The organism is Methylicorpusculum oleiharenae, assembly GCF_009828925.2.
Taxonomy (GTDB): Bacteria; Pseudomonadota; Gammaproteobacteria; order Methylococcales; family Methylomonadaceae; genus Methylicorpusculum; species Methylicorpusculum oleiharenae.
Window position 1 is genome coordinate 3,676,334 of sequence record NZ_WUTY02000001.1, and the last position, 19,475, is coordinate 3,695,808.

The 19,475-nt window shown below is 47.3% G+C and carries 17 protein-coding genes and 2 pseudogenes; 10 read left to right on the forward strand and 9 right to left on the reverse strand.

The genetic code is table 11. The features are described from left to right. The 10 genes from GO003_RS16595 to GO003_RS16635 all read left to right on the forward strand — a co-directional run bounded on the left by GO003_RS16595 (nucleotide 1) and on the right by GO003_RS16635 (nucleotide 14,438). A complete protein-coding gene (locus GO003_RS16595) occupies nucleotides 1-654 on the forward strand; it encodes a hypothetical protein (protein WP_159654248.1) in 654 nt (217 codons plus the stop codon). A 263-nt stretch (nucleotides 655-917) separates the two neighbouring features. Further along, on the forward strand, nucleotides 918-4,106 hold the full coding sequence (locus GO003_RS16600; protein ID WP_159654246.1) for a hypothetical protein: 3,189 nt from the start codon (nucleotides 918-920) through the stop codon (nucleotides 4,104-4,106). 5 nt (nucleotides 4,107-4,111) lie between these two features. Next, the gene (locus GO003_RS16605; RefSeq protein ID WP_159654244.1) at nucleotides 4,112-7,981 is read left to right on the forward strand and encodes a helicase-related protein; all 3,870 of its coding nucleotides are present in this window, start codon (nucleotides 4,112-4,114) and stop codon (nucleotides 7,979-7,981) included. A 20-nt stretch (nucleotides 7,982-8,001) separates the two neighbouring features. Then, on the forward strand, nucleotides 8,002-8,373 hold the full coding sequence (locus GO003_RS16610; RefSeq protein WP_159654242.1) for a hypothetical protein: 372 nt from the start codon (nucleotides 8,002-8,004) through the stop codon (nucleotides 8,371-8,373). 145 nt (nucleotides 8,374-8,518) lie between these two features. After that, a complete protein-coding gene (locus GO003_RS16615; RefSeq protein ID WP_159654240.1) occupies nucleotides 8,519-12,043 on the forward strand; it encodes a TM0106 family RecB-like putative nuclease in 3,525 nt (1,174 codons plus the stop codon). A 220-nt stretch (nucleotides 12,044-12,263) separates the two neighbouring features. Further along, on the forward strand, nucleotides 12,264-12,983 hold the full coding sequence (locus GO003_RS16620) for a uracil-DNA glycosylase (RefSeq protein WP_159654238.1): 720 nt from the start codon (nucleotides 12,264-12,266) through the stop codon (nucleotides 12,981-12,983). After that, on the forward strand, nucleotides 12,980-13,369 hold the full coding sequence (locus GO003_RS16625) for a DUF805 domain-containing protein (RefSeq protein WP_036250395.1): 390 nt from the start codon (nucleotides 12,980-12,982) through the stop codon (nucleotides 13,367-13,369). The genes GO003_RS16620 and GO003_RS16625 overlap by 4 nt, the downstream gene beginning before the upstream one ends. A gap of 10 nt (nucleotides 13,370-13,379) precedes the next feature. After that, nucleotides 13,380-13,664 carry a hypothetical protein gene (locus tag GO003_RS16630; RefSeq protein ID WP_159654236.1) on the forward strand — a complete coding sequence of 95 codons (285 nt, stop codon included), beginning with the start codon at nucleotides 13,380-13,382 and terminating at the stop codon, nucleotides 13,662-13,664. Continuing rightward, nucleotides 13,636-14,124 carry a zinc ribbon domain-containing protein gene (locus GO003_RS26630; protein ID WP_159654234.1) on the forward strand — a complete coding sequence of 163 codons (489 nt, stop codon included), beginning with the start codon at nucleotides 13,636-13,638 and terminating at the stop codon, nucleotides 14,122-14,124. The genes GO003_RS16630 and GO003_RS26630 overlap by 29 nt, the downstream gene beginning before the upstream one ends. Nucleotides 14,125-14,135: 11 nt before the next feature. After that, nucleotides 14,136-14,438 (forward strand): hypothetical protein, encoded by a 303-nt coding sequence (locus GO003_RS16635; RefSeq protein WP_159654232.1) that lies wholly within the window; start codon nucleotides 14,136-14,138, stop codon nucleotides 14,436-14,438. Between the two features lie 117 nt (nucleotides 14,439-14,555). Here GO003_RS16635 and GO003_RS16640 read toward each other — a convergent pair whose 3' ends face one another. The 9 genes and pseudogenes from GO003_RS16640 to GO003_RS16680 form a co-directional block, all read right to left on the reverse strand. Next, on the reverse strand, nucleotides 14,556-14,780 hold the full coding sequence (locus tag GO003_RS16640) for a hypothetical protein (protein ID WP_159654230.1): 225 nt from the start codon (nucleotides 14,778-14,780) through the stop codon (nucleotides 14,556-14,558). 18 nt (nucleotides 14,781-14,798) lie between these two features. Beyond that, nucleotides 14,799-15,073 (reverse strand): annotated as a pseudogene (locus tag GO003_RS26635) (HU family DNA-binding protein). Nucleotides 15,074-15,177: 104 nt separating this feature from the next. Next, complete coding sequence (locus GO003_RS16650) at nucleotides 15,178-15,648, reverse strand: EAL domain-containing protein (protein ID WP_159654228.1); 471 nt, start codon at nucleotides 15,646-15,648, stop codon at nucleotides 15,178-15,180. Between the two features lie 231 nt (nucleotides 15,649-15,879). Continuing rightward, entirely contained in the window at nucleotides 15,880-16,101 is a 222-nt protein-coding gene (locus GO003_RS16655; RefSeq protein WP_083918170.1) for a hypothetical protein, read from the reverse strand. A gap of 4 nt (nucleotides 16,102-16,105) precedes the next feature. After that, on the reverse strand, nucleotides 16,106-16,654 hold the full coding sequence (locus GO003_RS16660) for a metal-dependent phosphohydrolase (protein ID WP_159654226.1): 549 nt from the start codon (nucleotides 16,652-16,654) through the stop codon (nucleotides 16,106-16,108). Then, nucleotides 16,651-17,580, reverse strand: a pseudogene (locus GO003_RS16665) (recombination-associated protein RdgC). The gene GO003_RS16660 and the pseudogene GO003_RS16665 overlap by 4 nt, the downstream one beginning before the upstream one ends. A 2-nt stretch (nucleotides 17,581-17,582) precedes the next feature. After that, nucleotides 17,583-17,918 (reverse strand): H-NS histone family protein, encoded by a 336-nt coding sequence (locus GO003_RS16670; RefSeq protein ID WP_159654222.1) that lies wholly within the window; start codon nucleotides 17,916-17,918, stop codon nucleotides 17,583-17,585. Between the two features lie 42 nt (nucleotides 17,919-17,960). Further along, the gene (gene dnaN / locus GO003_RS16675) at nucleotides 17,961-19,064 is read right to left on the reverse strand and encodes a DNA polymerase III subunit beta (RefSeq protein ID WP_159654220.1); all 1,104 of its coding nucleotides are present in this window, start codon (nucleotides 19,062-19,064) and stop codon (nucleotides 17,961-17,963) included. A 67-nt stretch (nucleotides 19,065-19,131) separates the two neighbouring features. Beyond that, nucleotides 19,132-19,407 carry a hypothetical protein gene (locus GO003_RS16680; RefSeq protein WP_159654218.1) on the reverse strand — a complete coding sequence of 92 codons (276 nt, stop codon included), beginning with the start codon at nucleotides 19,405-19,407 and terminating at the stop codon, nucleotides 19,132-19,134. Nucleotides 19,408-19,475 lie beyond the last annotated feature (68 nt).

Genomic DNA, 19,475 nt, shown 5'->3' on the forward strand with positions numbered 1-19,475 from the left:
ATGCCATCGTTAAAATCGCTCAACATGCCAAGTATCGTGGCCACTACATTGATTAATGCAGGGCTGTTGTGTTTCTTTTCGCAGGGGGTAGAAATAGATGCTCAAGTCCTTACGTCGTTTCTAAACAACTGGAAACTTTCCGGGTTAGCTGCAGCAGTATCAACAGCGACAATCGCAGCGTTGAGCCTGATGCTTCCAAGACAGGTTAAAGATGCACTGGTTTATTTACGCTGGCCCTACGCGGCGCCCGGCCACCGTGCATTTTCAATCTATGCTCAACGCGATATCCGCGTGGATTATGACCGACTGAAAGCAGAAATCCCTGAATTGCAGGATCAATGGGCTTTAACGCCAGAAATTGAAAACAAGGTTTGGTACCGATTATTCAAAACTCACGAAAAAACGGAGGCTGTTTCCCATGCGCATCGCATGTGGTTAATGTTCAGGGATCTGACATCACTAGCATATCTATTCTTCGGAGCATTTATCATTATTGGTTTATATTTCAAACCTGGGATTAATTGGGGACTTTACCTAACAATCTTTACTCTGGAATTATTGGTTTTCTGGAGAGCCGCATGGAATTCAGGCGAGCAGCTTATTTGTAATGTATTGGCTGCAGTTACATCTACAAACAAATCCGATGAAAGTTAACAGATAAAACTGCCGACCCAGGTCAAAAGCAACCTGTTCAACCCCATAAATGATTAAATTCAATGAAATTCGCTGGGAGATGGTTACTTTTATCCGCTGAATGTTGGCCATGTCATAAGTAGTTTATTTGGTGAAAATCTAGCTTAATCTATTTAACTGATATAGACTTTGGGCATAGAAAGATAATTCCGTTCTCTATCGTATCTGGCAAACATTAGAGGGCGATGTGACCTTGAAAGGTCAATCTATGATGGAGAATGCCAATGACTCAAAACGCCCAACAAGGCGGAGCGTCCGTTCATGCGCGCGGACAAATTCCGTCGACCGATTTGGCTTCGTTGATCCAATATTTGACGAAAGCCTATCCTCCGGATTTCGAATCCGATAAGCCTGTTATTACATGGCCTGTTTTAAGCTTCGATTCTGAAAAACGCCGACTTGGCATCAATACCTACGGGATACTGCGCCGGTTGCTTATCCAGAAAGAATTACTTACACATTTTCGCCATACCCCGAGCACAGGATTTCTGCACGACCTAGCCAGCCCTCCAAAAGGTTTTACTACCAAGTTGGGAGGGCGGCTTTTCAACGACGATATTGCTGGACTTTCTCAAGCCCTGACCAAGCTAAAACAGCTCATCAAAAATGAAATTGAAAGTCTAAATTGTCCACTGGATAGTTTATTGGTAGAAGAGCCGGCTTCGGCCCTGGAAGTATTGTCAAAGCTCGCCAATTGTAAGAGCTTATTCAGTACGTTTCCGGCCCAGATGATTGCCATGGAATTTGCCCAGAACGATCGTTCCAAGGATGCTCGTGAAAAAGATATTGCGCGCGTTTTTTCGGCTCAAGAAGAAGTTCAAGCGGAAGATTGGCTGGAAAGAATGGCGGATAGTATTTCAAAAGCCCAATCACACAGGGATGATGAATTCGATTCCGTTCAGCGCAGGAAATTGGTTGAAACCTTACGCCAGGACTTTGATAAAGAGGACAGTCAAGTCACGCGATTCTTGAATTTTCTTGAAGATGAGGCGTTGTCACGAGTGCGTTTGCGTGTCAGTTTCGCCATTATGGACAGCCTCGCGGCACAAAAATCGAAATCAGAAAAAGAAACCGATCGACGTTTCATTGATTATATTCGACGCGTCAACCTAATTTTTCAACATTACGGAGCGCCCGAATCCAGCCACTCCTTGCATCTTGATTTAACGCGCGATTTTGGCTTAGGCGCCGAATTTTCGATTTCCCAGGAACTAGTCAAGGCTATGTTCTATAACTGCCTACCGGTTTGGGCTGAATGGAATACGCAACTGTTCGAAACGCGCAGCGTTGAGCCTGAATCCAAAGGGGTTTTGGTTGTTCGCGAAGTCAGTTACCGCTTTCGGGTGAATGGGAAAGATCCTCTTAATGCGATGGAACAGGCCTTTAATGCCCGTCTTAATCGGTTACGCGACACATTACTGAATGAGTCAGACAACGAAGTACCGCAATTTATGCTGCGCAGGAGTATCAGCGAAGTGGCGTTTTTGTGGCTGGTGTTAAATCCAGCCATTCACAATTCCGAATTGCTTACGGAAGCCGCCCGGCTATCTACTCGCCTAAAAGAACAAGGAAAATTGGGCTTGTCCGATTTGTTAGATGACTTAAATTCATGGAGCGATGCAGTTAAGGATCTCAGTAATACCTTAATTACCATCCTACGCACCCAGTCGCGCAATGTTATCGCACACGCTCAGCGATCAGTGGACGATTTATACCTAGTGGTTCAAAAAGGTGTTGTGGACTGGTCGTCAATAGACCGCTCGAAAGGCCGCGTTCGTGACCCACTCATCAAACCGGGATCTGGCCAATCCGAAAACATCGAATGGCTCAACCATATTCAAATCGCGCATAATCCGCATGATGTCGTCAACCCCTTGTTTTCCATTCTCGTCCGGACAATATTAAATGAACGAACGCTCACGGTTAGAGATAGTGAGAGTCTTAGGATTCAAATCCATCGAGAACTGCCTGAATGTTTCCTAAACATCGTTTGGAGACCGATTAGGGTTGACGAAAACCAAACGCCTATTAAACGTGAACCCAGGGTCGCGGTGAATCAATCCTGGCTCATGTCATCAGGCATTGACATCTGGTATGACCCTGAGCGTTTGAAATATCGTAACCATCCAAAATTCCTTGAGGAAGATCAACGCCAATACCGCGCAGCAACAGCGACAGCCATGGCCGTATTGATTTACGTCGTGCTGCAGGTCATCAGCGAAAAACTGGTTTCTCAAGCGGAAAAGCACTTCCCAGCTTTGATGGTACGTTTCCAACAGCAAGGGAAGAATGCCGCCAAGGACGAAGGCGATCACTGGGTTTACGCCATTTCACAAGCTGTCGAATCCGCCTTGATGCGCGACGTGCCGGTGCGTATGCAAGGTTTAGTCGTCGATAAAAGTAAAGTCGACGATAGAAACAACCCCGCTTATTACAGGGTAAGTGGGGCGGCTTATGCCCTGTCAGCGGCGTTCCCGATAATCCTTGCAACAGATTGTTCCCCAACTGTCAATAAGGTCGCCGCGATCGTTTACACGACTCGACCATGCGATTATCACCCCGGGGTCCACGATACCAATGGCTTCATCTTTCAAGCAAAGACTTATCTGGCCGAATCGATCAGCCAACTTTCAACCGGTTACCGGATGGCCTTTGATCGCATGCAGACCCATGCCGTGGAAACCCAAAAAGAGTTCAAAAGTCCGAAGCTCATCGTCGAAGAAGTCTCAAGGCTACAAGCACTGGGTTACGAGCACATTATTCTAATCTCAAACCATTTCGGTAATCGTCGGATCAACCGCGCCGCGCAGCGCCATTCTCCCCATACGCAAACCGTCTTTTTAGATGAAGTGGCCACCAAATTTCCGCATGTCAGTCTTTACATGTTGCGGCGAGACGTGTTCCCGGCTACTCGCCTGCATACCCGAACAAAAACCGAATCCGCATTCGAAGCCGTACAAATTTCCGACCATAATGAATTTGCCCTGAATCCTGATAAAGCGGTTTTAAAAAAACTTATCCCCATTTATACCTTTGCGACCTTGGCCATCGTGGGTAACGACGATGCAGCGCGACCGCAATCGGGGTTTTGCACTTATTTTTGGGATGAAGATTACCAGGTCAAAAACAGCGAATGGCGAGAGCAAGTTCGTTCAAACCTCATGAATTCGAATTTAGGTATTCGCTCAAGTTTATTAAACGTTCTCAGGGGGCTGCATTTTCTTGAAGCCGAAAAACAACCGGACGGCGGCGTTTTTAAACCTGTTTTAGATCCTTTCGGTTGGGTAAAGCCATCCACCCATCAAGCTGCCGGCGAAATCGAAGTGCTGCCATCCAGCCGGCGGAAAGGCAATGTCTTGCTTTCATTGCCGGCCTTGCTATCCCATGTAACAGAAATCTTACACAGTCGGTAATCGTTGTGCTTGAGCCAAACCAACGTTATTCGCTGTGGGGTCAGGCCTTCGAAATCGCGGTAAAGAGAGGTGTTCTAACGGCCTTGCTAGCCAGTGGCTTGAATGGTTTGGATAAAATCGATTTGAAAGCTTGGAAAGCATTGGATACGGCCGATGTGTACGAAGCTTTGGCCAAGGTTCTTCAAGAAGTGGATCGAAATCTGCAAGACAGAACACGAGAGACCGCGCGCCACTTGTTCGAGTTGGGCATGGGGTTGGGTCAAACTGCCATGCGCGAATATCTACGCCGATTAAAGTACGATCCCGAAGACTACTGCATCAAAGCCCTTTGGTGTCCGTTACAGCTGCCTCGATTAACGATTGAGGATAATTTCGAAGCGGAAACAACGGCGGCATTGCAGGACTTTACCATTGCCTTCGCACAAAATCGGCGGGTCGAGTCGATTTTGGCAGATAAAGGTTTTCCGGTTAGAGCGGATTTCTTACTCTGGTTGGATGGGAACGATGAGTTAATCGATAGGGAGTTCTTATGCTTGGAGTTTTCGCTAAACGGTTTACCTGAAACAGCCGATTATCGAAAACCCGAGGCCCACTTGGAAGAACTTCGCCGATTTGCTTGGTTCATGGATACTCGCAGCGTTTTTTCCCGTGTCTGCGCCGAAGTGTCCACTGAGGAATTCGTGCTGTCCCCGGATATCAAGCAATACTTACCGGCCTTTACCGGGCGCGACAAACCCTTATATAAACTCTGTCAAGCCGCTTCCTACGTTTACACTTTCATGCGATGGTTGGCAAGCAAGGGCTTCGATGACAAACCCTGCAAGGCGCGAGCCCTATCGATCACGCAAAATGGCTTTGAAAGTCTCAGTGCACGATTTTTTACCCAACCCACTCTCGATCCCCGTACGACTTTAATTGAAAATCTCGGCCGCGCCTATCGCAATAGCGAAAAGTCACCGGAAAGTGATGATGAATCATTGAACGATTATATTCTCCACGCTTTCAATACGATCCGCAAAGCCTTACCTCAGGTCATTAGCAAACAGTTTGTTGAGTTGCGTGAAGTACAGGAATTGGGAAAAAGCCTGGCTTTTGATTTCACAGAAGATGTTGAAGGTTTTTTAAATCCTATGGAGACCCTACCATGGCATGACACCTTGTCGTGGGTAAATTCCGATGAGGCCATCGCCGACTTCCTCAAGGGCGATCCTAAAGTAGCCATAGCTGAAACCTTAGCGGAACAGGTAGCAGAAAATCAATCTGTGCCTTTGCGGGATTTACATGCAGCCGCTGTGGTTGCCGGCATGAAGGCGTCAACACTAGGAAAATTGACCGTTTTAGGGCTGGAGGGTAATCCCGGTATCGGCAAGACAACCGCAGTTGTCAGTTACCTAAAGAGTTCCGACGCTGGTTTCTTGTTTCTGTATGTTAGTCCTCGGGTGATTATTAATGACGATGTCACCGAAAATCTGGCCAGGGATAAAAACACCCAAAATCCTACCGGTATTTTGACGGTTACCACTAACTCGAAATTGATCGGATCCGCCAATGCTTGGTATGAGGAGCGAGCAAAACAAGGTGAAGTTCCTCAAAGACGTGTAGATAGTGCCGTGGTTGCCGACGGCGTTAAAGATCTAAATCTGCCAGACGGCAGTACATTGATCCTTTTCCCAGAACAAAAAGAAGAACTCGAACTGACGCATATCGGCGCAAGCCATCGTAAGCGGGTTGAAACCGAACGCCAAGATCGCATGGAAGATGTCAAACGTCCGGGCGTATTGAAAGTATTATCCATAAGCACCCGCAAATTGCTGGCCGAAAATAGTAACATCAACAAAGTCGTTCTGACAGCCGCGATTCAGGGATACCGAGAACTGGGTGGAGACAAAAGCACATTGTCAGCATTGGAAGGCTTGTTCAAAAATCCGGCGAATAGCCAAGCCGGCAAACAAGAGCGACGCCTGTTTGTCCAGCGTATTCCTACCATCGTGGTGATGGTCGACGAACTAACCGGCGACGGTGCGGGCGCGCCATTTATTCATGCCGTCACCCGATGGTTGGATCAACAATTCATCCAGCCATTCGAAGGCTCTCCATTATTCCGAGTTATCTTGATCGTATCGGACGCCTCGTTGGGCAACGAAATCGTCCTTGACCGTTATCTGAATAGTGGTTCGCGCACGCCGGACAAAGTATTGGTATCCCAAAGCGCAGGAAAACGTCCTTTTCGCCTGGCCGCCACCCCGGTTCGAATTGGTGGTAAACGAATGCCGGTTCTCCATATCATGACCAACAGTTACCCGGCTGCAAAATTGACCGTCGACTATCGGGTGCGGCTCGACTTGATCAAACCGGGCGAATTAGCTGACGGCAGAACGCAAACCGTTCGCCAAGCTATCGCGGAACAACAAGGTGAGGCGATTATCGGTAATGTCATCCAGGAAATTAGTCGAGCACTTAATATGGGGGGCGACCAAATCATCTTTTTCGCACAAGACAAAGCCTTTTTGAGATCGGTTCAAACCGCATTAGTCAGCTCTGATGACAGCGAAGCGCTGTTAGACGAATCACAAGTGGCCATATTGGATTCCAGTGTCACGGCCGCCAGACGTAAAGCGCTGATAACAGAAGACCGGCGGGATGCCGTGAAAGTTTTCCTCATGACCTCAAGTGGCGCCCGTGGCGTTTCTTTCCCTAAAACCGACTGGATTATCGCCTTGATACCCCGTTTCGGCATTGAAGCTGCGCTGATGGAGGTCGCTCAATTGATTTACCGGGGGCGAGGGCAACGTTATACAGCTGATGACGGTGCGCGCAAAGACGACGGCGACTGGAAAAGCCGCCGACTGGTCATGTTACTCCAGGATTTTCTGCCTCAGGATGATACGCCGGAACCGCGTCAGTGGCTCCGCCAAGTCAGCGATTTACTGACCTATTTAGTCATGCTGAGATCAACGATATACACCCGCATTATCGGAGATGCGGGGTTAGATAGGCAGAATCTGGCCATGGTGCCTGTTGGTGGCATTGGCAGCACGGAAATGTTGTCATTGATGAGCACTCACATTAGGGAATTTTTGCAGGAAGCCGACGTTTTTCTTAGAGATCATGCCGCGGACCAACAACGACGAGGTCAGGTCGTGAGTGCCCAGCAAAATATTCATCGCTTATTCTCAAAATTTTCCTTGGAAGGGACCGCCCAATTCAAGGATTTCAAAAGCGTCGCCAAGTTGGAGGATATTCAGGCCTTTTCGCGGCGGGCCAGTGCCGATAACGCGCCGCTGTTAATCTCCCCAAACGACGATCGTGATTGCTTGTTACCCGATCATCTTTATTGTATAGGCCCATTCTGGTTAGAGCATTGGGATAAAGTGGATAAGCTGGAACGGCTCAACGTCGAAGGCTGGTCGACCAATGTCGACCGCTACATTTCTAATCTGTTCGGTGAGCTGAAATATATTTTTGTCGATGAAACACTACCTTTTAAATTGCGGAAGCCAGCCGAAGAGCTCTACCGGATTTTGGCGCGAGAGAAAAAAGAAGCTACCCGTGAGTTTTCGACCGTTAAGACCTTGAAATCGCCATCGACTTGGTTGGTCGTGCCGTTGGATTATGCGCGATTTTGGAAAAAAGACGCTACAGGCCGACTACCATCCTTGGGAAGCGACGAGGCAAGTTGGCGAGATTCTTTAGGTGCTTGCATTTCCACTTCCTCAGCAGAAATCCTACCTGTCATTCCACGCTATGCGGATATACCCTATGCAGCGGTAATTGGCGAAAAAGACCCAGCCAGATTGGATTTGATATTCGATGATCGATACCTTGCTGCATCGAATGAGCTCAATTTACTGAACACAATTCTTTTGGCTGAATAAATGCCAATTGATTTTTGAAAATGAAAAAAGAACAATACATTATCACTGAATTGCTCGATGGGGGAATAGGGCAAACTAAACCTGTTATATGGCAGCATGCCATGACACACGATGATAAGAAAGTAACTTTCTGGGGAAGGCTTGAATCAATGAGGAATATAAAAAGCATTGAAAATCAAGAAATTCCTTTTATTGCAGAAATTCTAGGTGCCGAAGAAAATATCGATTTCAAACGCAAGTACGGCACAGATATTTCCGTCAATGAGGGATGTTACGTGACGGTCCATCCTCTTTCTGCTCAGATGATTAGATTAATGATGTCTGGCAGCCCTGATAAATTGATTGAACAAATCTCAATAATGCAAAAAGAGTTCAGCGAAAAAAGAGACTAGATAACGCAAAAAACATTTTTACCCAAAGTCTTACCATGTCGAATAACCATACATTGCTAATAGTGTTTTCAAAAAAGATAGGTTTGCTTGCATTTTCTAAGATGTCAGGAAAATAGTTAATTTTGGACTGATTTTCCTGAACATAATGTATAAAAATAATACTAATCAATTAATATTTTCTCCATCCGATCTGGTTCTTGCCATGCGTTCTCCCTTCGCATCCTGGATGGAACGTTTGGCAATTGAATCTCCTGCCCTGATCTCCGGTATCGAGAAAGATCACGATCCAATGATGGCCCTTCTTGCCGCCAAGGGTAATACCCATGAAGCGAACTTTCTCCAATCCCTGCAGGACAAGCACGGCGCCGAGGTTATTGCGATCGTCAAAAGCAAATCGCACCACGACAAGGCGATTGAAACCCTGCAATACATGCAAGCCGGGTATCCTTTCATCTACCAAGCCTATTTGTCGCGGGACGGCTTCGCCGGCAGCGCCGATTTCCTGGTCAAGCTCGAAGGAAAATCCGGTTTGGGCGATTACCATTACAAAGCCTGGGATACCAAACTCTCTCAAACCACTCGCCCCTATTTCCTGATCCAGCTTTGTTGCTACAGCTGGATGCTGGAATCGATCCAAGGCATCATCCCAAACGAGGCCGCCATTGTTCTGGGTGATTTAACTGAAGATCGTTTTCGTATCGCCCGCTATTACAGCTTTTTCGACCGCTTGAAACGCGACTTTCTCAATGCACAATACGCATTCACCGCAGATTTTGCCTGCATGCCTGATCCAGCCTATTACAGTGATCATGGCGCTTGGTCGTCTTTCGCAAAGGACTGGATCGAGAGAACAGACAGCCTGGCGCAAATTGCCTGTATCCGGAAAAGCCATATCCGTAAACTCCGTGCGGCCGGCATTGAAACCATGACTGATTTTGCCGGTAACGACATCGAATTGCTCAAAGGAATCTCAACCGCGACACTGGCAAAACTGAAAGCCCAAGCCGAAATTCAACACGCATCTCGCGGACTTGAAAAACCGCTATTCAAGATTCTTCAAAACGACAATGGTAAGGGTCTGTCCTCGTTGCCGCCGGCGTCTGCTCTCGACGTGTTTTTCGATATTGAGGGACATCCGTTGTATGACGGCGGACTCGAATACCTTTGGGGTTGCAGTTACCGCTGTCCCGATGCCGCACAAGGTAAGTTTTATGCATTTAGAGATTGGTGGGCACATACCCCTGACCAAGAAAAATCCGCATTCGAAGGGTTTATTGATTGGGTCTATGATCGATGGAAACGCGACAACACCCTGCATGTCTACCACTATGCCAATTACGAAGTGGCCGCCATACGCAAACTCTCTACCCGGTATGAAACCCGAATCAAAGAGGTTGCCGAAATGTTGGCCAACGGCGTGTTCGTCGATCTGTATAAGATTGTCTTGAATGGCGTCCTCATTGGCGAGCCCCGTTACAGTATCAAAAACGTCGAACATCTGTTCAGAAGCAAACGGACCACGCAAGTCGCCAATGGCGGTGATTCAGTCATTGCTTATGAGCTATGGCGTGAACAAGGTGGCGTTACCCGCTGGAGTGACAACGTCAACGGCTATTGGTCTTGGCTTGCCGATCCAGCCGCTTTTGATTGGGCGCAATGGCCCGAATTGAAAGACATTCGCGACTACAACATCGACGACTGTGAAAGCACGCTGGAGCTGGTGAATTGGCTGCGTGAACAACAATCCATCGCTGGCATCGCTTATGCCCCCAAATCGGATGCCGCAACACCTGACCAGCAAAAAACCGATCGACAAATACAAGCGACTGAGAAAAAGCAGGTGCTCCGCGATTGGCAGCAACGTCTGTTCGAACGCTTCGAAGCGAGTGAATCGCTTAAAAACGATCCCAACGCTCAATTGGTTATGGATCTGCTAGGGTTTCATAATCGGGAACGCAAACCCAAAATCTGGGCTTATTTCGAGCGTCTTGAAAAGCCTGAAGAGGAATTGTTCGACGATGATACCTGCGTTCACGATGTGGTCATCACCGGTCAAATGCCATCCGATGATGGCGTTCTTTTCCGTTACAAATTCGACATCAAGCAACCGGTCAGAAAAGACAAGTTTGCCACCGGGACGATCAGAGGCACAGACATTCGAGTGAAAGGCATTCGTTTTCCGGAATCCGAAACGGACGCACTTATTGAATTCATCGCTGATCCCGACCAAATATCAAAGCTTGGCACCGATCGCATGACATTGTTCGCCGACGAGCCATTTATCAGTACCGAGACTTTGGAAACCCGGCTATGCGAAGTGGCGGAAGCATTGTTCGACGGTCGACTGCCAGGCGCAATTCAATCGGTACTGAACCGAGAAAATCCAGTTTTCAAAACGGACTCTGAGCCCGATGGCAATTACTTGCCAATCACTCGTTCAAGATTCCCCGAAGACGATTTGTATCTGGAAGCCATCATTTCAGCGGTCGAGGCCATGAATAACAGCACGATGTGTATTCAAGGGCCTCCAGGCGCTGGGAAGACCTTCACCGCAAAACACATCATTACCTCGCTTGTCCGTAAAGGAAACAGGGTTGGAGTGATGAGTAATAGCCATGCTGCGATCCTGAATCTCTTGGATACCCTCCACGGACCCACCGAGCACGCAAGAATTGCCAAAGTCGGCGGTTTTGGTTCCAAACAGGATGCGTTCAAGGAGAAATATTCTGAAAAAGATTTCCCGAATTACGTGTATCGGACTTCCATGAATTTCACCAAACGCGATCCTTATCATTCTTTTGCGGTGGTCGGTGCAACTGCTTATGCCTTTGCCTCGAATACGTCCTTTGAATCACCACTGGATTTCTTGTTTGTGGATGAGGCCAGCCAGGTTGCCTTGGCAAATCTTGTGGCCGTGGCCGGATGTGCAAGAAACATCGTCCTGATGGGCGATCAAATGCAGTTGGAGCAACCGATCCAGGGAAGTCATCCTGGGAGCTCAGGATTATCAGTATTGGATTACATGCTTGGTGGGCATGGCGTCATTCCTGAAGATATGGGAATCTTCCTGGAAAGGACATACCGCATGCACCCCGCTGTTTGTCATCCACTATCCGAGGTGGTCTATGAGGGCAAGCTCAAGGCAGCCAAACACAACGATCGTCAACTGGTTTCGGTACCGGACTCGAAGCTGATCAAGCAGACCCATGGGGTCATGGTGGTCAACGTTGATCACGATGGCAACCGACAAAGCAGCGAAGAGGAAGTCGATGTCATCCAACGAATCATCGACGACCTCAAAATGGGGCGGTGTACCGCTAAAAATGGCGAAGCTCGCTCAATCGCCGATGAGGATATCCTGGTTGTGTCGCCTTACAACATGCAGGTGAATTTGCTCAAAGATCGCTTAGGCGACAAAATCGCCATTGGCACCATTGATAAATTTCAGGGCCAGGAAGCGCCTGTGGTGATTATTTCCATGGCCGTCAGCGACGTAGAGGAAAGTAGTCGAGGCCTCGATTTCCTCTTCGACATCAACCGTCTAAATGTCGCTGTTTCCCGTGCCCAGGCCTTGGCTATTATCGTTGCCAATCCTGGCTTGGAACGCTGCCGGGTTTCATCGCTTGAGCAAATGGAAAAGGCGAGCTTTTATTCTCGGCTGGTATCTTGATGAGTTCTGTTTCAATTTGCGTCGCTTGCAAGCGCAACTGGTACTCTGCGCCGGGCGGGTGTTTGGGCAAGCCATACCCGTACAGCAAATGTCTGCATTTTCAAGATGATATACCTGCCGTCGTAGAAAAACGGGTAGGCTGTGACGGAACTAAAAGTCCGCGCTGGATTCGCAGTGAGGTGCCGGCGGATTGTCCGAAGTTTTCAGGGAGCCAGAAGCAATGATCAAAATCCCATCACTTTGGGCAAATCTTTTATTGACCGCTGGCAAACCTGAGATTCTTGATGCTATTGCTGAAATTGAGAGCATTCTTGATGGTCTTTCAAAACAAGCTGTGATTTTGCCCACTGCCGATCACCGTTATAGGGCTCTTTCAATCGATCCGGAAAAGGTAAGATGCGTGATCGTTGGCCAAGATCCTTACCACGGCATTGCAGAAATATGCCTTGAATCCGGAGAAACACACTCAGTACCGGAGGCAATGGGCCTGAGCTTTTCGGTACCCAAGGGAATAAAAATCCCGCCTTCTTTACGCAATATTTTCAAGGAACTGAATCAAGATGTTGGCTATCCGGCGCCGGATCACGGCGATTTAACCGCTTGGGCCGATAGAGGGGTTTTGCTTTTAAATCGCATGCTCAGCGTCCAGAAAGATAAACCCGGTTCTCATAGCAAACTTGGCTGGCAACAGGTAACAGAAGCATTGGTATCAGCTCTGTCTCAACAGCATTCGGGCATTGTGTTCATTCTTTGGGGAAACCATGCCAAGTCGGTTCGACCGTTCATCGCTAATAATGAGCATACAATCATCGAATCGAGCCATCCCTCGCCGATCGGCGGCTCATGCAATAAAGGCTTTTTTGGTTCGAGGCCGTTTAGCCGTGCAAATGAGGCTTTAGCAAACCTTGGAAAACAAACAATCGATTGGAGTCTATCGTGAACTACTACTTTGCAGCTTTCAGAAAATACGCCGTATTCAAAGGCCGTGCTACCCGTAGTGAATACTGGTACTTCACGCTGTTCAATATCCTCGCCGTCTTGGGATTTGGCCTAATTGATCAACTAATGGGCACTTTTAACTTTGACGCCGGCTATGGGCCATTGAGCGCTATTTATACGCTGGCAATGATTCTCCCTGGTCTGAGCGTTTCGATAAGACGCTTACATGACACGGGACGTTCTGGAGGGTGGTTTTTGATTACTGCCATCCCTGTGTTAGGTCTACTGGTCTTTTTGTATTTTGCTTTGCTAGATAGTGATCCGAACCCAAACCAATACGGCGAATCGCCATCTTGGAAGTATAACATCCAAAATTTTTCTCGATGATCGTTCGAGAATGATCGAACTGTTTTTCTTCGAAAGTGAATCCGAAGCCATAGCAGCTGCTCATGCACTTGAAAAGCTTGGCGGGCGGGCGAAAAAACTTTTGGCTGAATGCATCGAACATCAAGGTATCACTAGAAAATCCGCTTCGGCTGCAGCTCGGGCGTTGGAAAGCGAAGGCTTTTTGTTCATTACTGAAAGTGATGATATTTTCGACAAATCGGTCGAAATGAAACCCTCTCTTTGGGGCGAGGAAGCTATGGACTTGCTTGAGTTTCTTTCTCAGAATTCGACTTAACAAAAACCGCGAAATTCTTCATCCATACTGTATTGACCGGTTTGAACTCAACGCCAAACGCTGCCATGCCTGCGAGCTTTTCGTCGACAAGCGGTCCTTGTCGGTGCGGATGAGGGATTGTCCACAATGCGGCACCCGGCACGATCGCGATATCAATGCTGCCAACCCACTCGAAAATCTCATCAACTTCCTGATTTTCAATTCACCAGTGTTGACTTGGTGTTATTCTTTCATGCTTTTTAGAAAAGGTATTGAGGTAGGTTCACCTCATGCCCATGCGTCGATATCCGCATATTGTGGTTTCAATTCCGAAAAGGCGCTAATTGATTGCGGGCCCGACACTGAAGACAAAAATCTCATTCTCGCTATAACGTCAGACTTGCCAAAGCTTGCTGAGTGCGTTTCTGAGATGAAGGAAACACCCTTGAAGTCAGTTCCAATGATCATTTGGGGAATCTGATCAGCACGGCATTGACTCCTGAATGCGAATGCTGCGGGATCAAGAAAAAGAAAAACCAGCCAATTGGCGATCCCGATGAGCTCTATTTTCAGCCAGATGGATGGGTATGCCCGAACTGTGCGTCATCTGAAGATGAGTACGACACATGCCTATTTTGTGGTCCGGATGTTATATACCGCGCCGACCAGATCAATGATCGCGGAGAGTGCCCGGATCACGATGGCGGATCTGTGATGGACGATGAAGAAAAACAAGATTGGGATGACTATATCGAAAACTTGAACAAGGATCTTTCACATCTTCCCCCGGCTTAAAGGCCGGGGATTCCTCTACCTGAAGGGGCGTTTTACGCCGCTTTTGGATAAATTCAGTGGTTACTTGTTGACGGATGCCGGATTAAGAAAGGTTCTTGGCGAAAATTTCTGATCAAGCTATTGAAATTGCGTCAGAAAATCATCCAGATACATCCATAACAAAATACCGGAAGTCAGGATAAATATCAGAGGATCAGTGAATACCGCCCCGAACACAGACCTTCCGAATGAGGCGACAAAATCTAAACTTGTAGCGGTATATTTCCAAATTTGAGTGATAAGGCTGGGCAATGAAATCGTCTCGACGAAAAAATGCCCCATCATCGAAAAAAACTTTCTCATTGCCCGATCGCTAATGGACTAAGCGTTTACCGCATCCCGTAATACTTTTGCAGGTGTGATTTTAACTACCTTTTTGGCCGGCGATTTAAACATCTCACCAGTTCTAGGATTGCGGCGTTCCATTTCCGGCTTGTCGTTTACTTTAATTTGCCGACATCCTGAAGAGTAAACTCGCCTGAACTAATCACTTCACTTTTGATGGTTTCAGCCAGGCTTTTTAAAACGTCTTCAACCTGTTTCCTGTTCAGACTGGTGTCTTGTGCAATTTTAGCTATCAATTCGCTCTTGTTCATGTTTTTCCTCACGGTTAAAAAAATTGGTTTTTTGAAGCTTTATTTTGTGCAACCTCTTCGAAAGAAGTCACGTTGAAGAACGCTATTTTCTGGCTGTTTCGAATTTAAAGATAACCAAATCTCGACTCTCTGGACCAAAATCCCTGCCAAGCATTACAGCCGATCGATCGGGCAAAGCTGAGATGCCAGCTGGTTTCGATATGCTCTGCTACCACTGTCATTTTCTTCTTGGAAAAATGGCTGATCATGTGCTGAAGGATTTCCCGGTTTTCAATGCTAGCCATCGCCAGCTTTAGGAAATTGCCGTCGATCTTGAGTACATCAGGCTGAGTGAGGGTTGTTCGAAGTAATCCGTCCATGCCGGCGCCAATATCATCAACAGAAATCAGCACGATATGCTCTTTTCGCCATTCGATAAACCGTTCAGCAGCGTTGTGAAGATCAGCATTTGACGAAAAATCTTCTGTCCATTCGAGGCACAACTTCCAATTCAATGCAACTGCTTTCACAACTTCATCAGAAATACCCAGAACCGAGCCGTGGACAGGTTGACAGCAATCGTTTTGCATTTCCATTTGTCCGGCGCATGGTTGTTGGCCAAATACTTAAATGGCTTTCGGTCGACCTCACCCATGTTTCGTCCGCAGATCTTTGTCCTCGAAACAAAGCCTCCCAGAATAAAACAGGGCGACGATGCTTGACGGCTAAGATTGGTTCGCAGGTGTAATTGGGTATTGGGCAGCTAAACATGCTCTTCCATGATGAAGTTCAAAAAGTATAGACCACCGCAGCCAGCCGGCAACGAGCTAAAACAGCCATCGCCAGACACCGATCGAGCTGGTCACGGTAAAGCCCATTTGCATGGCAACCATCGACCATGTTCTGGTTTTTACACCGTAGGTAAGCCAAGCAGCATTCGATAGCAGAAAGGCCACAAATCCCCATCCAGAGAATGAGGTGTTGAGCCCCAGGATCAAGCTTCCAAGAAGCCCAGTAATCGAGCCAAACCATTCAACGAATTTGAGCATTTGCTTACCTGCGCACCTTTGAAAGTTGATTGAATCGATCCAAAAAGGATTTTCTCGCCTGTTCTGGGGATTGAGGCTTTATTCTGAACGGCGCATGCGGTATATCAGCGATGACGCCCCATTCTTCATCATCGTTTTTTGCATTCATCAAATCCCTTTGCTCGGTGACCAACATTATCAAATCGGCTTTCTTTACCGACACTGGCATTCCGTCATAAAGGCCGAATTTTTCAAACAGAGAAGTCTCTATCCGCTTTTCGATGATCTTAAATTCCGGCAACAACTGCTTTAGCGGTGTAGGAACGTCACCAACATAAGCTTCTGCAGCATCGTGCATCAACGCTGCAAATTGATCGCATTCGGGTACCAGATAGCTCACCAAAACCGAATGCTGCACCACTGAGTGGAACGACCTTGTGAGCCCGCCAAATCGACAGGTATGTGACAAGGCATGAGCAATGTCGTGAATGCAAAATACGCTTGGATCAAGCGCTACAAAATTAATGTACCGTCCGGAACGTGCTTGGATTGAGGGGGTGATTTCTGGAGTCACGCTGCCTTCCGTTTTGCCTCGCCATCAAACACGGCGACCAGCTTTTCGATCAGTTCTGCCATCCCGCCGGCAAATAGAGTCAGATCAGCCTCGAACAAAGCGGCGGCTGACTCGTATTCTTCATCCCGGTTTTCATTGAATAGATCGAGCAGCCGGATTCGCTTGATTCCAAGGCTCGCATCGAGGTCGAACGCTACTTTGTCTTCCTACGTCAGAGCGATTTTTGTTACCCGACCACCGGCATCGATATGTGATCTGACATCTTGCGAGAGCAAATCGATGTTTTTTAGTTTGATCACTCCACCTTCGTCCGTCGAAATCGAAGCGCTATTGCCGGGCACAAATCCTTCGGGAAAGTGGTCGCTGACCCAGCCGGTGATTGTGCCAGGCACGTTGTTTTCGACAGCCAACGGCACAACCGGAAGCGAGCCTATGGCTTTCCGCAAATGTGACAGCAGCTTTTCAGCAGCACTTGCCGACGAAGCATTAACGACGATCTGATGCTTCATGCGATCAACGTAAGCCATCGTCACCGATTCTTTACTGAAAGCACGCGGCAACAACTCGTGAATGATCTGGTCTTTCAGATCGGCCCGCTCACGGCCTTTGACTCGACGCTGTTCTCTGGACTCGATTTCGGTAATTTTCTCGATGAGAATTTTGTTGATCGAAGCAGCAGGAAGCACCTTGGGCTCGGTTTTCAGTGCGATAAGATCGTACTGGCCAATCCGGTAAACCAGGTTATTTTCCTGAAGGAATTCCGCAGGCTTCGTCCAATCGACGGACATTGAATCTGTCGCAGCACAAGGTTTGAATTCTCTCTCATTCAGCTTATCTGCAAGCTGGTGTAAATCGAGTGGCTGGGTTAGTGAATAGACCAAAACATTTTTGAATGGCACCTGCCATATCTCCTTATGAATAAGCACGTTTACTGATCTTTCTCGATCAAAAATTCATCCTTACTTCGGCCGGAATCGATTAATTCCTGCATCCATTTCGGCACAACGCCGCGTCCTGTCCACGTCTCATCAGGATTGGCTGGGTTTTGATATTTCGGTGCCACTTTGCCTTGTGGGCCGCCGCTCTTTCTGCTTGCCTGTTCGTCGAACTTGATATTGACTGATGCGCCAATTGATGCCGCCAATTCTTTGATTTGTGCAATCACTTCTTTGCGCATACTCTTTTGCTTTTCAGCCAGTTTTTGTTCTGCTTCGGCTATGAGCGCTTGTAGTTCGGCCGGGGTTTTATTTTCCAGGTCTAACATGGGTTCAACTCCATTGGGTTAAAAAATAGTTCATTGTCACATTCATATTCGCATCGGCATCACGACATACCGAAACAACGATTTAGTCGGCGCTTCGAGAAAACAGGCGCTCGCATTGGCGGCAATGGTCATTTCCACCGTATCGCTGTCGACGTTATTCACGGCATCCAACACATATTGAGCATTGAAGGAAATTGAAACGGAATCTCCCAGATAGTCGATCACAATATCTTCTTCTGCCTCATCATTTTCCGGATTATTGCCGCTTAGTTTCATCGAGCAGCTATTGATTTCGAAATTCACGCCTTTGTATTTCTCATTGCAAAGCACCTCAACTCGCATCAATGCTTCTTTTAGCGACACTCTATCCACTCTCAGCGGATCCAGAAATGACTGGTTGAAACTTCGACTAAAATCAGGAAAACGAGCATCAACCAGCTTTGATGAGAACACCGAGTTTTTATACAAAACCTCGATGGAATTATTTGAAATCCGGATCTCCGCGTCCGCCCCCGAATCGTCTAGCAATCGCACCAGTTCTTGTACTGCTTTTCTGGGCAGGATGATTTTGGCATCGTGATCAGTTTTTGCCCCAATGTCATCCTCATACAGACCGAGCCGATGCCCATCAGACGCAACCAGCTTGATTTTTGAATTCTTGATGCTTAGCTCCAAGCCGTTGAGGTAGTGCCGGGTATCATTGACCGCCATGCAGAACGCTGTTTTATCCAGACCTTCTCTCAGCTTTCCGGCATTGACCTTGAAGCTGGATTTCGTCTCGCTGCGGCTAAATTCGGGAAAACTATCGGCTGGCAAGGTATTCAATGTATAACGACCGCGCCCCGAAGAAACCTTGACCTTATCGTTATCCAGATCGAATTTGATCACGCTGTCAGCTGGCAGTAGCTTGCAAATATCCAATAGCTTTCGTGCTGGCATCGTGATACTGCCTTCATCACGAATGTCATCCAGATTCAAATGACTGACGATTTGAACCTCTAAATCGGTGCCTGTCAGGATTAGCCGATTATCGCAGCACTGAACCAGTACATTTGAAAGAATGGGCAATGTTTGGCGCTTATCAATGACACGGGCAATTTGTTGCAGCGGGCCCAGTATTTGTTCGCGGTTAATTGAAAATCTCATCGTCTTATCCATGTGAAAATCCTTGATAATTCCATTTTATGTGCCGCAAAAATAATGCAAATTAATATCAGACCGTGTTTGAGGCGCGGCTAAGCTCGCTGACATAACAACCAGAAATCGAGAATCCGCTTTCCCATTGATCATTCAGAAAGCATTCGAACAAATTCTCATGCGGTTTATGAATCAATCGATCGAGCAGCATGTAAACGATATTCCCCTTGCCGTCCTTTTTGAAATCCAGTGCTTTCGTTTCGATTGCTGAGGAACTTCCCCGAAACAGAATCACCAGATTGCGGGTTTCTTCGTTGAGACTGATGTGTTTAATGACGCGGTTATTTGCCATATTAAAACCAATTTTGAATGGATTATTTTTGAAATGCCTGGTTAAAAGGCGCTATTTTTAGACGCCTT